The sequence below is a fragment of the Legionella feeleii genome (genome assembly GCF_001467625.1).
In the GTDB taxonomy this organism is placed as follows: domain Bacteria; phylum Pseudomonadota; class Gammaproteobacteria; order Legionellales; family Legionellaceae; genus Tatlockia; species Tatlockia feeleii.
The window spans coordinates 36374-52980 of the sequence record NZ_LNYB01000080.1; the positions used below are offsets into that span (position 1 = coordinate 36374).

Sequence of the window (16607 nt, forward strand, 5' to 3'; positions counted from 1 at the left end):
CCATAATGGAGGCGGTATGGGTAAAACTACCCACATTCACCACGGGATCAGACTTGATTGACTTGCAGCCATTGGGCAGTGTGAAAGCCAGATACAAAAAAACAAAAGGCAAGAGCTATACTCTAATAGAGATCTGACAAGCTAATAAGGAAATTTTAGAATGTCCAGGAACCGTGATGAAGACATCTCTTTAGGATTTAGTTATAAGCACTTCAAACATGGTGCCCATGCTTGCCTTATTTATCGAGATGAATCTGAGAAACGTCGGGTCATCTCCAAATATATCGAATCAGGAATAGCCAACAATGAACAAATTGGATATTTCGTCGATACGATGACACCCGAAGAAGTAAGGGCATGGCTTGCCGAACTGGATGTAGAGCTACCCCAAACCAGGCAGGTTGAAATTTCTCCTGCTGTCTCAGTCTATTGTCCAGATGGAAAATTTGTACCCGAGCAAATGCTTTCTCGTCTTAAAAATCACTATGATCAGGCTATCGCCGCAGGGTTTTCCGGGAGTCGTCTTTCAGGGGAAATGACATGGTCCTGCAGAAATATTCCTGGCTCAGATCAGTTAATAGTTTATGAAGCCCTCATCAATACCATCTTTGATACACACCCGGTTACTGTTGTTTGCCAATATGATGTCAATAAATTCGATGGGGGATTGATATACGATGTCCTGCAAGTTCACCCGCTCATGTTTGTGCATGGACAAATTGTTAAAAACCCCGCCTATGTCAGACCAGAAGAATTTTTGCATAACCGTATGAATACTACAAAAAATGAAGAATGAAAATCAGTTAACACATAATGAGCAAATTCTATTTAGACTTTATGCTGCGCATAGCGCGCTCTTCATTTTTACCAATACGGATCAAATCAAACCTTATCTTGAAAAAATTATCCGCAGTATACCTGGCGTAAAAGAATGTGAGGTGTGTCTCATCAAAAATAGTAATAAAGAGTTGCAATCCAAGCTTATTGGAACCATCGATTTGAAACATGGAACCTTTAGCATGACTGATTTTTTCCAACTTTGCGAATCAATTGAAGATAAGGAAATACAAGTGTATTCCCTCTTTGCAAAAGATATATTTTATGGATTAATTATCATAAAAATTAGCGATTTTAACCAATTCAATTTATTTGACTCCATCGTTAATAGCTTTACAATTTCCACTTCCATTATTCTAGAAAATTTATGTCAAAAATCCATCCTGGAAAAAAACAATAAAGAATTGATAATGCACCGGGAGCATTTGTCGGAACTAGTGAAAAAAAAGACTCAATCTCTACGGCAAGCAAAGCGCAAACTGCAGGATATTTTAGACAAAACGATTGAGTCCTTAGCCTCCATTACAGAACAACACGATCCATTTACGGCAGGACATCAGTTTCGTGTCGCGAAACTAGCCGAAGAAATCGCTAAAAATTTTGGCCTAAGCGCTAAAAAAGTACATGAAATTTATTTAGGTGCATTAATCCATGATATAGGTAAAACTCGGGTGCCAATGGAGATTCTGGTTTCCCCCGCAAAGCTTACCCCATTGGAATATGATTTTATAAAAATCCATCCCGAAGTAGGTTCTCAAATTGCCAAAAGGGTCGCCTTTAACCGAACCATTTTCGACATTATTTTACATCATCATGAACGGTTGGATGGTTCCGGCTATCCCCATGGATTAAAAGCGAATGAAATTCGTTTTGAAACAAAGATTGTGACAGTCGCCGATGTATTCGAAGCCATGAGTTCTCATCGGCCCTACCGCCCTAAAAATTCAATTGAAGCAACGCTAAATGAGTTGCAGGAAGGCGCTGGAAAACGCTATGACTCGGCTGTTGTTGCATGTTGTGTTGAACTGATTACCAAGAAAAATTTTGAGTTCCCCACGCCTCCTTACGAGCGGCTTAACGTCAATATGTATACCTGGAAAATACATGATTCATTACGGACAGAAAAGGACTGAAGAGGTAAGCCATGAAAGCCAAAAGAAGCTCTTATTTCTCATAGCAAGCTATTGGGATCCAAGCTAAACAACCTGGGCAATCGATAATAACTATCACAAAGAGTCAATTCTTTCGCCAGGTTTCCTCTTTATTCCTATGAAACAAATAATAAAGTCCTGGCAAAACCAATAAGGTTAAAAAGGTAGAGGAAATAATGCCTCCAATGACCACCGTTGCTAAGGGCCTTTGGACTTCTGAGCCTGTCCCCGTCGCGAGTGCCATGGGAACAAATCCCAATGAGGCGACTAGTGCAGTCATTAATACAGGCCGCAATCGTGCAACCGAGCCTTGAAAGATAGCTTCGTGCAAAGGAATGTGCTGCTCACGTAATTTATTGATAAAGCTGATCATGACTAAACCGTTTAATACAGCAACCCCTGATAAGGCGATAAAACCAACTCCCGCAGAAATAGAGAGTGGGATACCTCGCATCCACAAGAAAAACACACCACCCGTTAACGCCAGAGGAATACCAGTAAAGACTAATAAAGCATCTTTTGCACTGTTGAAACTCATGAACAATAATAAAAAAATAATGCCTAATGTAATTGGGACTACTATTTTTAAGCGTGCGGCGGCAGACTCTAACTGTTCAAATTGCCCTCCCCAGGTTATCCAATATCCACTGGGTAGCTCTACATTTCGTTCTATTTTATTTTTTGCATCCATCACAAACGAGCTTAAATCGCGATTACGGACGTTTGCAGTAACGACAATACGCCGCTTGCCATTTTCGCGACTAATTTGATTTGGGCTTTCATCAAGCTTTAAAGAGGCTACTTCACTCAAAGGAATAAAGTGGCGTTCTCCATCTTTGGACAAAGGGAGCGGGATAAAAATTTGGCGAAGTACATTCGATTTTGTTCTCAATGCTTCCGGTAAACGCACAACCAGTGAAAATCGTTTATCGCCTTCAAAGAGCTCCCCTCCTTTTTTTCCCCCTATAGCGATAGCAACGGCATCTTGTACCTCACTAATTTGTAATCCATAGCGAGCCAACGCGTTGCGATCAATCACTACCGTTAGTAAAGGCAAACCACTGACCTGTTCTACTTTAACATCAGAAGCCCCGGGTACTTTTTCCATTTGCCTGGAGATTAATTCCCCTGTTTTTTGGAGCGTGCGCATATCGTCGCCAAATACCTTAACGGCAATATCACTCCTGACCCCCGAAATTAATTCATTAAACCGCATTTGAATGGGTTGCATAAACTCATAATTATTACCGGGAATTTGGGTCACCGCTTTTTCAATTTCCTCGACTAAAACTTTCTTTTCTTTTTTAGGATTTGGCCAATCCTTGCGGGGTTTTAGCATAATAAAAGTATCAGCTACGTAGGGAGGCGCAGGATCAGTTGCAATTTCCGCAGTTCCCATCTTGGAGAACACTTGCTTTACTTCTGGGAACTCACTGACGCGCTGTTGCACCAAATTTTGCATTTTCAATGCTTGCGTTAAACTGGTTCCAGGAATGCGCATGGCATGCATGGCGATATCACCTTCATCCAGACTTGGAATAAATTCACCGCCGAGGTGAAATGCCAGCAATAAACTTAGGACAACCAGTATACAAGCCGCACTTAATATTTGCAGGCGTGCCTTAAAACATAACCGGAGAAGTTTTTCATAGCCCAAAGTAAGATAATGGACTAACTTATTTTCTTTTTCCTGTATTTTTCCCCGCAAGACAACAGCGACTGCTGCGGGTATAAAGACAAGTGAAAAAAGCATGGAAGCCATTAAAGCAATAATGACCGTTTCTGCCATAGGCAAAAACATTTTTCCTTCCACACCAGTTAAGGTAAGGATGGGTAAATACACTACCGTAATAATGAATACGCCAAATATACTTGGGCGGATAACTTCTGTGGTCGCTTCTTTAATGACCGCCAAACGCTCTTCAGTCGTTAAAACTCGCTGCAACTCATGCTGGGCCTGACCAAGATGTTTTAAACAATTTTCAACAATGATCACCGCACCATCCACAATCAACCCAAAATCCAAAGCCCCAAGACTCATAAGATTGGCACTGATTTTATTGGTTACCATGCCTGTAACCGTTAGTAACATCGATAAAGGAATTACCAGGGCTGTAATCAGGGCGGCTCGTACATTACCTAAAAAGAGAAATAAAATAATGCATACAAGCAAAGCCCCTTCAAGTAAATTATTTTTGACTGTGTTAATAGTGGCATTAACCAGGGTCGTACGGTTATAAACAGGCACTGCTTCAATACCTGCTGGAAGCGTTTTATTAATTAATTTCAATTTTTCTGCTACCCGTTCGGAAACAGTGCGGCTATTCTCTCCCATCAACATAAAAACCGTGCCTAAAACGACCTCTTTATTACCTACCGTGGCGGCACCTGCCCGAAGTTCCTCTCCTAATTGGACATTGGCTACATCACGAATGCGAATAGGCGTTCCTTCAAAACTTGCAATCACAATATTATTGATATCATTGATATTTTTTACCTGCCCCGGCACGCGAATCAAATATTGTTCGCCATAACGCTCAACATAACCAGCACCGATATTGGCATTATTACGCTCCAATGCCTGCAACACGTCATTTAAACTTAAACGGTAACGTACGAGCTTCGCAGGAAACGGGGTAATGTGGAATTGTTTTTGAAAACCACCAATGGAATTGACTTCAGCCACGCCGGTCACATTACGCAACTGCGGCTTGATAATCCAATCTTGTATGGTGCGAAGCTCTGTTGCGTTATATTGTTTATTAGCCGGGACATTCGCTTTATTGTTAACGGTGTACATAAAGATTTCGCCCAAGCCTGTAGAAATGGGACCCAGAGTGGAATTTATATCAGGCGGCAGTTTGTTTTTTACTTCTTGTAACCGCTCATTAATTAATTGACGGGCAAAATAAATATTCGTCCCATCTTTAAAGGCAACCGTAATTTGCGATAAGCCGTAGCGTGAAAGGGAACGGGTGTAGTCTAGCGAAGGTAAGCCGCTCATGGCGGTTTCAATGGGAAACGTAATGCGTTGTTCTACTTCAAAGGGTGTATAGCCATCTGCCTGTGTATTAATTTGCACTTGCACATTGGTAATATCAGGCACTGCATCAATGGGTAATTTATTAAAATTATATACGCCTAAAAGGGCGATAATCAGGGTGAATAGCAAAGCAAACCAGCGGTGCTTTAAGGAAACCTCTAGTATTTTTTCCAGCATTATTACTCCTTAATGCTCATGACTTGCTCCCGATTTACCGAGTTCCGCCTTTAGAAAAAAACTGTTTTTACTGACATACCGCTGCCCTGGTTTCAGTCCCGACCGTATTTCAACCCAGGCGTCATCCTCGTCGCCTATCACGACCGGTGTTGCCTCAAAATCATCCCCTTGTTGCACGAAAACAACATCCGTTTTCCCTAAATGCTGTAACGCATCACGAGGCACTGCTACAGCAACGGTCTTTTCCTGAATAACAATGGCTGCATTGACGTACATACCAGGCAACCATTCATTCGACTCATTGGACAGGATGCTACGAGCCAGAACCGTTTGACTGTCCTCAATCCCAAGAGGGGAAATATAACTGATTGTACTGACAGCCCTTGGTATGCCTTCATCACCTGTAACAATGACTTCCATGCCCGCTTTTACTAATGGGGCTTCTTTCCGATAAAGTGTTAAATCAGCCCATACATTCATTAAATCAGCCAACTCATAAATGGGCCTATCTCCCTTTGCCAGTTCCCCGGATGTTGCCTGCTTTTGTACAACAATACCGTTAATCGGTGCTGAAACGGTATAGTTTTGTAAACTTTCATTGCTTTCAATCGTGGCTAAGACATCTCCTTTGGCTACTTTATCACCCAATTTTTTTGTCATGGATTTGATAATACCGGAATAGCGAGGATACACAGGTGCGGATGTATCGCGGTTAGGTACAATTTTCCCTACAACTTTTAATTGTTTTTTTAAAGTCTCTTCTTTAGCGACTGCGGTTTCTATTCCCGCAGCCTTAAGAATAGGAACGCCAAGATGCATTCTGCCTTCATAGCTTGCATACTGCCATTCATACTTCTTATCCTGGTTAATAAGATCAACGGTTACATCAAAGGAATGCGGCTCTTGAATAATTTGCTGGCTCTGTAAAAAATCATTGACCGGTTCAAAAGTGATGGTATCGACTGCCCCCGTAAAACGGCGCAGCTTGATGGTTAAATGTGTTCCATCCACACTGAGAGGCTTGCCATCTTTATAAAGGTAAGCTCGAAAATGCGGCGGCATTCCTTTTTCAAAAACGGCTAACTCCAAAGTCAATGGCCCTTGTCTCAACAAACGGCCATGGTGCGGTCCTTTTTCCGTGTTTTGCTTTATTTCTTTATCGGAGGAGCATGATGCCATTCCCACCATGAGTAAAAAATAAAACAGAAAAAATAACCACGTTAAGTTAGGGGATTTCACTTTCAATTTTTCTCCTTATTCCTGTAGCCCCAATAGACCAGAAATTTGAATTAGCGCTTTATGGTACTCGGCATGCGCTTGTTGGTAATGCTGCTCTTCTTCATAAAGTGTATTGAGGGCTAGCGATAATTGCAGATAAGTAAATTTACCCATTCCATAACCATTTTGGGCTAATTTTATCGATTTACGTGCCAATGGTAATAAGGAATTCGTCACTAAATTCGCTTCAAAACGACTTTGTTCTGCTTGTAAAAACGCAATGTATAAATTTTTTCTTACTTCAAGACGAACACCTTGGTATTGATGAATGACTTGAGTTAATCCTGCTTCTGCAGAAAGGATATTTCCTTGATTACGATTATAGAGAGGGAGTTGAGACGAAGCGGAAACTACCGCCGCATTACTGCCATCATCGGAAAAATGACGTGCCCCGACCTGAATATTTAAATCAGGCCATACTGATTTTTTAGCAGCAACAATACCTGCTCGCTTTGCTCTAATTTGTACTGCCGTAGCGATAATCTGGGGACTTTGATTTAATTTTTTAAGTAAATTTGGCCAGTGCCAGATTGTATGTTTTAACTCTTTGTCAGACAAAGGGCTATCAATCCGCAACTCATTACCTACCAGGCGGGCCAAGTTGGCACGCGCAGTTAAAGCCATTTGAGCTGCAGCCTTTTCTTGAATAAGGGCCTTACCCAGCCGCACTTCAGCTAACCTTAAATCAAGTTCAGGTGCTGCTCCTGCATCTACCCGGCGCTTAATCGCTGAAACAATTTCCTCATTCAGTTGAATCAATTTTTTTGTGACCTGGTGCCACTGTTCAGCATATAACGCATCGACATAAGCGGTGGCCACCGCAATATATAACACACTCTTCTGCACTTTAATGGTTGCTAAAGACGTTAAATAATCAGCAAAACTCGCCTGCTTCAAATAGTGAAGGCGATGGCCAAGAGGGATAGGTTGCGTAATCGCAAGGGTGGTTTCCGCAGATTCATACCCTGTATATTGGCCAGACCCACCCATATTTTCTGCAGTTAGAGCGAGCTGAGGATTTGGAAAAAGGCCGCTTTGAATAAACAGCCCTTTCATTGCGCACGCTTTATCTTTTTCAGCTTGTAGTTCAGGATTATTACGATAGGCTAAATTCAACGCTTCACGCAACGTGAAGGACGGACTGGCCAGGGCAGTATTTAAAATGCTGATAAAGAAAACTACAGCTAATCCTAAGCGCATTATCTATCCTGTTATTTATTTGATAATGACAATTTAATATTCTTCACTATCTCTTTGTATTTGGAATTAATTTTACAGGGCAGTCATCCTAAAGACTCTCAATCGTATTCAATTAATAGAATGGACACTAAAATTAATTTTTCCTTCGATATCAAAATTGGTTCTATGAAGATGATAAGCCATTTCTATCAATTCATCGATAAAAATCCCACCTGGTCTTCTTGTTCTTGCCTATTGGTCAAAATTCTGGATAATTTTTAGCCATGGGCCAAATGCCCTCTGTTGGTGTATTGCCTTTTTCTTGAATGCAATGATCTTGAGTCAACACCGTGAAGTGCTTAAAAAAGATTCCAGCAAATAGCTTTACTTGAAATAGTGCTGAGAAAATGAAGTTATAAAAAAAGCGATTAGGATAACAAAAAATATCAAGAAGGCTGAAAGTGTAATAACAAGAAAACTCCTCGCTAAATGCTGGTGCTCACCCTTGTGCCAAAATACAATACCGAAAACAACGAAACTGGTTACTACAAGAGTAAGAATAGCCATTATCAACGTAATGAGCATGTTGTATCCCTCAATTGTTATTAATCCCTATGTTTCACGGTGACCGCCGCCTCCACCATAACCCTTTCCACCTCATCAACAGAGTGATGCTGAATGCCGTCGTTCATTATTAAGGAGTGGCAAGAAGACAGCAATACTATTGGACTCGGATAGTATAAAAACCATTGGAATTGCAGTTATTTGGAGCACTGTGTTCCATTTTCATGGATAAAACGTCCCAAGGTTTTCATACGGCAAATAAAAACCCTGGTTATACGTAGGCTGTCTGTGTCGCAAAGGCTGTTTGGGCTTATTGACGTTTGGGCAGTGCCACATAGAGCGAGCCTGCATGATTGAGTGAATTTGCTTCTATACCCGCTTGGGTTCCCTCCCCCTTATAGACGTCAACATGAGCCCCCACAATGGCACCCCCTGCGTCTTGGGCCACACACCATGAAGTCGATTTTTTGCTGTTATAAATAAAATTCATTCCGATAGGTATTACCCGGTGATCGGTTGCACAGGATACATGTGGCGTTAGAGTAATATTTTCTGAACCATAAGGCCCACCATCCTCTTTGGCAAAAAATACATAGCTTTGATCGCGATTTCGTAAATCGGCCGCTTTCGCCTGGTTAAGCGGGTGATCTAAAAACTGACGAATTTGCTTTTCCGATGCCCCGCTTAGTTTAATTTTTTGGGATAGGTTACAGCGTAACTTTGCTTCATCATGGCATTTAGGATCTTTAGCACAACGTTCCATTGTATCAAGGTTGCCCCCGCAGGTGGGATCTTGCGCGCATTGGACGATACGGCCCAGCATCGTGCGTGGCCTGCCGTTAGCACCATCATAATTGATGTGAAATAATTTGCCGTCAAGCATTAATGAACCAGACCCTTGAAGCATCAAAAAAGGCGGGTCGTTTGGATCTTCGACATAGCCGATGACATATTTAGGATGCAAAGCCTCATGAGCAATTTCTTCGCGGTCTGGCGCTATGGAATAGGTACCATCGGCATTTTTCAAACAAAATCCCCGCACCATTTTAGTAAGCGGCTCAACCCCGCAAAGAGGGGCTTTCAAATTAAGTTTTCTGGACTCTAAAGCGACACTTACTACACCGGGGTTACTGTAGATCGGATGTAGAAATGATCCACCGCGTTTACTGCGTGCCTCGACTGGGGCTGGTGCGTAATAGGCAGTAAACTGAAATTCGCCCTTTTTAAATCCTGCATGATTTACAGGCCAGCCATCGCTTTTATACCAGTCAAATTCGGTTTTAATACTGGTTAAATATTTTTTAAAATCACCCTGAGCAGCCTTTGCAAGGCTGAGCATTTTCTTATTGGTATTCAGGCACCATTCCTGCCTTTTAATTTGACGGCCGGCAATAGTCACTGTCTGAAAGTCACCCTGGTTTTTATTGCAGTTCTCAATTTGATTATTTAAGGCCTGGATAACTTCATCCATATTGCCCACAGGGTTAGCTAACGGCAACTCAGAGGCTGAAACTTTATGAAATTTAAAGGGCAGGACACCAGGCGCCTCTTTGGCAGCCATTTTCTGTTTTGAGGTAAAGTCTACAAGCCTTCTAACATCTAAACAGCGTTGGATTGGATCAGCAGGCAGGGCTGCTTCCGTGATGATGCTAAAAGCCATCAGTGCGATTATTAAAGCTGATTTAACCATTGGTATCCTTAACCTGACAATGGTTGAGCCCTCGTCCACCATTGATTTGAACTTGTAATAAAGATTATATAGGCTATTGGACCATCCATCAAAGGGCACAGAATAGAAGCGCATACAGGGTCAAAAGAACCGTTGTTAACGGCGAAAAGACCTCTGCCAGGACTGGCCCAGCGATGCGCCTTGTTCAGAGGAACGTTTAACAGGCTATAATTAGATTTTTTGCCAAAGAAGTATAGAATTGCAATAAGATTAAAGTAATGAACTATTTTTAATGAAACCTAATCATCTATTAAAGATAATTCTGGCCAGTGCATCCCCAAGACGTTTGCAGATATTGCAAGAACATGGATTAACTGCCGTGGTTATGCCCGCCAATATTGAAGAAGTCCTGCAAGAAAGCGAGGATGCTAAAACCTATGTCACTCGGCTTGCCAGAGAAAAAGCTCAAACTATTTTATCGCAGGTTCCAACAGGCGCTGCTGATATCATTCTGGCAGCCGATACCACGGTTGCTTATCAAAATCATATTTTGGAAAAACCAGCTGACCATAACGATGCTTATAGAATGCTGCGCATGCTTAGCGGCAATTCCCATGACGTTTATACTGGGTATGCATTAATTTTTCTTCCAGAACAACAATGGTATGTTAATTACGTAACAACCAACATTAGGTTTCACCCTCTTACAGAACAGCAAATAGAGAATTATATCAATTCGGGGGAACCTTTTGATAAAGCCGGGGGCTATGGTATCCAGCAGGTACGGGATACGTTTGTTAAAGAAATCCGTGGCTCTTACTACAATGTTATGGGGTTACCCATTGAGGAAATTTTGGAAAAAATTTCCCTGGTCTGTGCGGATTAATTTCGGCAAACAGGCGTGTAGAACCATATCCATCCTATGCCTGGCTATTATTAGGTGTTTGTTTAAGTTGAAGCATTAATGGCATTGGGCTCACTTGATTTTGGCTTTTAACAATCCTCCTCCAGGGTTGCTAAAATTCCTTAATAGAGCCATATACTACATTATCAATAGCTACGTATTTGGAAATCAGATGCGCTATAAAATTACCGAACACTATGCAAGAGGCGAAGAAAAACTGATTGCTGCCTTTAATAAATTAAATGAAGCAAGACTTTTTATGGCTCAAAAAGCATCCATTGATGAGGAAGCCCAAAAAAAGATTATTTATAGGCTCTACGACAACAATGAGTTATTGCATGAATTAAATCAAACAAACATTTCTATTACCCATGCCCAATATGCAGAAGGCAACGGCGATTTGAATAACGCAGCCCCCTTTATTTTCCAAGTCATGGTTAAGACCACCGAGTCTTTAGAAAAAGAAACCATTGCACAATTCAATGATAAAAATGATGCCAAACTATTTGTCGCATGCAAAATTGAAACTGACAAGACGATTCGTGATAGTGATTTATTTTTTACATTTAAAGAGAACATGCTAATTGATACAGCGAACAAAATTATCATTGCACATCGACAAAAAGAATGTTCCAGAGCAGGCGGTAACAAGAAAAGTCCAACGCTAAATCCTTTACCTACGAGACCAACACCCGGAGGAGGCCCTCCCGATTATTGGGTTGATAAAAGCGATGACGATGAAAATGGTAAATAACATTCGCTAAGATTTTGTAGGAATCTCTGTGATTATTTGTAAGACATTTCTTACAATATTTACTGGGTATATCTTAATGACGTGTATGAGCAATTCAGTCATACTAACCTCATTGGAAGTTGCAGATACCAGGACATGACGTCCTTAAAAATGGAAACAGCACAAGGATGTGTTGACCACAGGAAGTGGGATTTGCAACTTACCAAACCAATCCACTTACTTTAGTTTTAACTCTCAATCGTGATTCTCTACATTACATTAAAACCCAGATTGCTTCCTGTTATTTCACGGTGGTTTTATTCATTCATATCAACATCCGTTAGATCCCCTTTAATCAAACGAACCTGCCCATGTATTCTATATAACTGCTGATTTTCAAAATGAAAGTAGGCAATCACTTCGGCTTCTAAAGGAAGACCCTCTCTATTCTTTCCCAGGGGATAATAAATGGCAAACAGCTCATTTCCTTTTTCCAGGACATGTTTGTAATCAATCGAATCGATTGTCATCGTTTGCCTTTGTGCAAGTACATGCTGAGTGTATTCAGCACGATTCATTCTAACGCCATTAATACATTGTTCGTACTCTTTATGAAAGAATTTCTCTATTTTTTCAACAACATCCGTTTCGGGATCATAAATAAAATTCCAAATATTTTTTAATAAATCGATATAAGGCATTTTTTGCTCCGATTAATCATTTAAGCTTGATAATTTACCAGAGGCTCAAAACCGATTCATGTAGCCATACTCCCATAAATTGTACTCATCTGACAGTTCCTAATAGTGATTCTATTTCTCGGGCAGCTCGAGCCTTCCTGTTTGCAAAAAATGCGTATAACAAAAAATTCTCTCTTAAGTCGCGCCCCTTATCATTGTTTGAACACATAAAAAACAAATTCGATTACCTGGTAGTAACTGGCTTTTTTGATTTTCAGGGCCGCAATTGGAGAATTAAAATCATGATATCCACCACTGATATTCTTTTAAGTCATCTTGCATTAGAACTATTAAGGCTGCGCGGCGTTTCGATTGCATCAGGAACTTTTGGTGATGCCATAGCACGCATTAAACTTAATCCCCTGCAATTGCCTGAGGCGAAGCAACCACTCCATGCGAATAACGAAATGCCCGGAAATGATATGGGATTTTTCATTCCCATTGAGCCTCAAGAAAATCAGGATGACTCACTATTTGTTATGGTACAGGCCTTCCTGTGGCTAGCCGTTAATAAAAACTCCAATGAAAAACAGAAACTGGAACAACAGTTAGCCGAATTAATAAGAAACCACCACGATATATTGGCCTCTTATCAAGGATATAGTTTAGTCACTTTAATTATCAGGTCTGGCAGCGAGACTGTAGCAATAGCAGCCCAGGATTCTATATTTAAATTACCTAATTACGCGATGCTGGATCTGCTTGAGTTCCCTGCTCCTGATCAAGAAAGTCTCAGCATTAGTGCTGTAAAAAGCGGAGCCGAATTCATTATTAATTTGGTTCAAGCAATGTGTCTCCTTGCTAATTTTGATAGCATTTTGACCTCAGAATTTTTATCAACACTGGAGCACTTGGTAGAGAGAGAAAACGATCCTGATGCAAAATTAGCCCTTCAACAAGGACACGCGCTATGCAATGAAATAATGCGGATTAATAGCGAGAGACAACAACTTGAAGATGAACGGAAAGCTGATGAGTACATGAAGTACGCTATTTGCAATGAAGATTTATCCTCTCTGGGTGGTTATATAAACTCTCCGGCTAATAGTAATAAAATCAAGCCATTATTACATTTTGCCATCGATGGAAATAACCATTCAGCGATTCTTCTTATCGCACGGCGCATGACAGAATTGGGTATGATGAGTGACCATGAATTGCTTAATTTATGTGCAAAACAGATTCCTCATTCTAAACTTTATGCATTGATCAAAACAAATCCGAACCTTCTATTGCCCACTTTTTCTCTTGAAGCATTAACCAATGAAAGTCTTAAATTTATCATTACTTATTTTCCCCAAGATTTCAAAGCGCTTGTAAACACAGTAGCTGGACGTGAGCTCAAAAATTTACTGGATCATGCTTTGCTCCTGGATTTATTCATCTGCTCGGATCAGGCAAGAACCAATATAATGAGGCGTCTGGCAGCGTTTACGGGTAAAGAAATAGCTTCATTAGTTACAAACGATAATAGTGTCGTATTTTTAAGTTGTGCACTTGCTTCTGGTGTAGAGGCGGTTGTCCTTCAAGGAATAGCCACTAAAAATAACTATGACTGGCTAAGTATTCTGTTAATTGCAGCCTCTTACCCCGGCAGTCAATTCAGCGTAGAAACTATAAACTCTTTTTTAAACAGTGCGGATCAACAATCCCTTATCGTTACTAATATCCACGTATTCCTGGCAAGAAAATTAAACAATCCTGCCTTGTATGAGCATCTTCAAGCACATAAAGCGGATAACCCCTTATACTCTGAAGTTGAAATTGAAGATATCACCCATCTGCAGGGTGCATTACGAATATATAATAGAGCCAATAGCGTCTATTCAACTTTTTTTGCTAAACAAGAAAAGTATGATTATTGGATGCATGCAAAACCCCAGGCACGCTATGACGAACTTCTTAAAACGCCTGGCTTGGCATACCTGGCGCTCAAATATACGGACTTACACTATATCCCGGATTATCCCTATGGCGTTCCCCTTTTTCTACCAGTCCAGGGTACAAGTCAATATGTCAAAAAACAGGAAAACTATCAGGGTATTATGGGCACTGCGTATTTACTGTCAGAAACAGCGCGCTCCAATGTAGGAATGAATAATATGCCTACCAAGCTTGATAAGAGAGACAGGGCCATGCAAGATCAGGATTTGGTTTGCACCGCTCCCTTTAAAACAGCCTTTACGACCGAAAAGCATTATTGCAGTGTCAATTTTAATCTGGGAAAGATACCTCCATCCTATCTTCGCCACGTTGTCATTAAGTTAGGCGATTATGTAGCGAGACAGCAAGTCCCTGTACACATTCAATTAACACCGGAAATTACACTTGACAATGATTATCAAAACTACGGAATGTGTAACTATATTTTTACTTACAAAGAGGGAAGTGGCACCCTTCACTCAGTCACTGTTACTACCCCGGGATCGGATGAAATTTACCATGGTATCAACGGATTTAAAGAAAGTCTCTGCCATCTTTTCTATGTCATAAATTCTATACCGGCAACTCCCGAGGGAAACTTGATTAAATCAAAAATAATTGAGCATTTCGCTCAATTGGATGCACAAGGATTATTGAAGGGCGAGTTAGATTCTCTTTTCATAACGCTTAATCAATATATGGAAATTGATTTTCCAGGCGGATTACCTTTGTCTTTCAAATACATTGATTCAATCCACTTTATTGAGACTCAAACAACCTTCAAAGTTGATGAATTGTATGCCTTGATTGAAAAAGGGAATATCAGCGATTTTAAAGAGTTCTTTAGGAAATACCCGCAATTCTCAGACCTGCCTTTTGTGATGAGAGAAATCGTGGCCCTGGCTCCACCTTATCGCCTTCATGAAATCACGCAAATACTGGACGCTATCTATCCAACGAGTTATTTATCCTTTACAGAAAATTTAATTGAACTGAATACGCTAAATTCAAAAAATCTCAAACAGAGAGTGATGCAATCAAGTTTACGTGGACATCATGGTACGCATTTTGATCTGGCAGAATTAATTTCGCATTTGAAAATAAGATTGGCAGGGAATGAATTTGCCGCAACGCGTAAACAACTGATGGCAACTTATGAGAAAGAAGTAATAGCACTGCGTGATCAGCTAAGGGGGCTATATGCCAATGTACAATATACCGGTAATAACGCCAAAATGCAGGAAATACTGACAAATCCTGAGGTGATTGCTGCACTAACGGGAAAAAATCAGGCTTTGCTGGCTGCTATTCTGGCATTTGAAATTGAGGCAGAAAACGAATCTGGAGTTTGTGACGCCACGTTTATCCGCAGTGCTAAAAGTCAGCAGTCTGGTGAAATCATCCATTACACCCTCGGCAGTATTTTATCCAGTGCATTAGCGCTGCCACAATCCTTTATTGCATCGTGTCCACTCAATACAAAATGCGATAAGCCTGATGAAGCGCTTGCCTTAAGATCCTACATTAAACAAAAATGCTTTACAGAAAAACTTCTTCTGAAGATTGAGGCAACACTAGTCGATTTATGTAAATCTTACGAATCGGATATTAATCTTGAGGGCTTTGTAATGACTGATGATGCTCGTTACACTCCCGAACGATGGCAGGATGATGATTATCTGTCTCGATTGGAAATTATCTATAACCCTGTTAGTAAAGATGATTTTTGCGCCAACCCTAATATTCCCTCTGAGGTCAAGGAAGGTTTATTGCTCCTCATTCAGGCGCTCTATCCCGGTGTGAATGTTGGAATAAATCCAAATACTAATACGTTGATAGTCGCTGAAGTATCTTTTGATCAATTCATGAAAGATTTTCTTTCAACGACGCATGTTTTAAATCCCAGGATTTCTCATTTTCTTTTCGATACGCTCCATTTTGGTGTTGCGTTAACCAGAGGGGATGTAATAGCAAAAATTCAACTAAAAGATAAGACAATCTCTTTTAACGATTTAATTGAGCATGCGATGAAAACAATCAATCAAACAGGTGTGGATAGCACAAACTCTGTCATGGCAGAGCAATTAGCACTGCGAACAAGCATGTTGGAATCCTGGTGCATTGAACATAACAAACTGACTCTTCACAGCGAAGGGAGGCAACCGCTGCATAAGTTATCCTAAAGAAACAAAGCTTAAATTGGCCATTGGCAGCCTCCACGAATGGCCGATTTTACTCAACAGACTCGATTGCTATTTGCATTCCCAATTGGTGGTAGGACTATTTGGCTTCCCATCGGTTGCATCCAGGCTTTTTTGCCGGATACAGCGCAGTATCAGCATCCTTTAATAGTCTTGATGGGAATGCAACAGCACCGATTGCCCGCCTTAAGATTTTGGCAAGTAATTT

General features: G+C 40.7%; 10 protein-coding genes. 5 read left to right on the forward strand and 5 right to left on the reverse strand.

The annotated features are described in order from the left end of the window. Positions 1 to 160 precede the first annotated feature (160 nt). Positions 161 to 796 (forward strand): MEDS domain-containing protein, encoded by a 636-nt coding sequence (locus tag Lfee_RS07865; protein ID WP_058445563.1) that lies wholly within the window; start codon positions 161 to 163, stop codon positions 794 to 796. Beyond that, positions 786 to 1970, forward strand: coding sequence for an HD-GYP domain-containing protein (locus Lfee_RS07870; RefSeq protein ID WP_058445565.1), 1185 nt, complete (start codon positions 786 to 788; stop codon positions 1968 to 1970). The genes Lfee_RS07865 and Lfee_RS07870 overlap by 11 nt, the downstream gene beginning before the upstream one ends. Positions 1971 to 2073: 103 nt before the next feature. On the opposite strand, the gene Lfee_RS07875 is transcribed toward Lfee_RS07870, so the two are convergent. The 4 genes from Lfee_RS07875 to Lfee_RS07895 all read right to left on the reverse strand — a co-directional run bounded on the left by Lfee_RS07875 (position 2074) and on the right by Lfee_RS07895 (position 9919). Continuing rightward, positions 2074 to 5208: a CusA/CzcA family heavy metal efflux RND transporter gene (locus tag Lfee_RS07875; protein ID WP_058445567.1), complete on the reverse strand. Its 3135-nt coding sequence runs from the start codon at positions 5206 to 5208 to the stop codon at positions 2074 to 2076. 9 nt (positions 5209 to 5217) lie between these two features. Then, a complete protein-coding gene (locus tag Lfee_RS07880) occupies positions 5218 to 6396 on the reverse strand; it encodes an efflux RND transporter periplasmic adaptor subunit (protein ID WP_058446273.1) in 1179 nt (392 codons plus the stop codon). 66 nt (positions 6397 to 6462) lie between these two features. After that, positions 6463 to 7686: a TolC family protein gene (locus Lfee_RS07885; protein ID WP_058445569.1), complete on the reverse strand. Its 1224-nt coding sequence runs from the start codon at positions 7684 to 7686 to the stop codon at positions 6463 to 6465. A gap of 853 nt (positions 7687 to 8539) precedes the next feature. Continuing rightward, a complete protein-coding gene (locus tag Lfee_RS07895) occupies positions 8540 to 9919 on the reverse strand; it encodes an MltA domain-containing protein (protein WP_058445573.1) in 1380 nt (459 codons plus the stop codon). Between the two features lie 271 nt (positions 9920 to 10190). Between Lfee_RS07895 and Lfee_RS07900 the strand changes: the two genes are divergently transcribed. Continuing rightward, positions 10191 to 10784 carry a Maf family protein gene (locus Lfee_RS07900; RefSeq protein WP_058445575.1) on the forward strand — a complete coding sequence of 198 codons (594 nt, stop codon included), beginning with the start codon at positions 10191 to 10193 and terminating at the stop codon, positions 10782 to 10784. A gap of 190 nt (positions 10785 to 10974) precedes the next feature. Then, entirely contained in the window at positions 10975 to 11556 is a 582-nt protein-coding gene (locus Lfee_RS07905; protein ID WP_058445577.1) for a hypothetical protein, read from the forward strand. A gap of 296 nt (positions 11557 to 11852) precedes the next feature. Here the strand turns inward: Lfee_RS07905 and Lfee_RS07910 are convergent, their stop codons facing one another. After that, positions 11853 to 12236 carry a hypothetical protein gene (locus Lfee_RS07910; RefSeq protein ID WP_058445579.1) on the reverse strand — a complete coding sequence of 128 codons (384 nt, stop codon included), beginning with the start codon at positions 12234 to 12236 and terminating at the stop codon, positions 11853 to 11855. A gap of 281 nt (positions 12237 to 12517) precedes the next feature. Between Lfee_RS07910 and Lfee_RS07915 the strand changes: the two genes are divergently transcribed. Further along, entirely contained in the window at positions 12518 to 16381 is a 3864-nt protein-coding gene (locus Lfee_RS07915; RefSeq protein ID WP_058445581.1) for a hypothetical protein, read from the forward strand. Positions 16382 to 16607: the final 226 nt, after the last annotated feature.

What these genes read in the sequence shown, in the direction of transcription:
- Lfee_RS07865 (WP_058445563.1), top strand. Translation starts at nt 161, where the DNA reads ATGTCCAGGAACCGTGATGAAGACATCTCTTTAGGATTTAGTTATAAG.
- Lfee_RS07870 (WP_058445565.1), top strand. Translation starts at nt 786, where the DNA reads ATGAAGAATGAAAATCAGTTAACACATAATGAGCAAATTCTATTTAGA.
- Lfee_RS07875 (WP_058445567.1), bottom strand. Translation starts at nt 5,208, where the DNA reads ATGCTGGAAAAAATACTAGAGGTTTCCTTAAAGCACCGCTGGTTTGCT.
- Lfee_RS07880 (WP_058446273.1), bottom strand. Translation starts at nt 6,396, where the DNA reads ATGGTGGGAATGGCATCATGCTCCTCCGATAAAGAAATAAAGCAAAAC.
- Lfee_RS07885 (WP_058445569.1), bottom strand. Translation starts at nt 7,686, where the DNA reads ATGCGCTTAGGATTAGCTGTAGTTTTCTTTATCAGCATTTTAAATACT.
- Lfee_RS07895 (WP_058445573.1), bottom strand. Translation starts at nt 9,919, where the DNA reads ATGGTTAAATCAGCTTTAATAATCGCACTGATGGCTTTTAGCATCATC.
- Lfee_RS07900 (WP_058445575.1), top strand. Translation starts at nt 10,191, where the DNA reads ATGAAACCTAATCATCTATTAAAGATAATTCTGGCCAGTGCATCCCCA.
- Lfee_RS07905 (WP_058445577.1), top strand. Translation starts at nt 10,975, where the DNA reads ATGCGCTATAAAATTACCGAACACTATGCAAGAGGCGAAGAAAAACTG.
- Lfee_RS07910 (WP_058445579.1), bottom strand. Translation starts at nt 12,236, where the DNA reads ATGCCTTATATCGATTTATTAAAAAATATTTGGAATTTTATTTATGAT.
- Lfee_RS07915 (WP_058445581.1), top strand. Translation starts at nt 12,518, where the DNA reads ATGATATCCACCACTGATATTCTTTTAAGTCATCTTGCATTAGAACTA.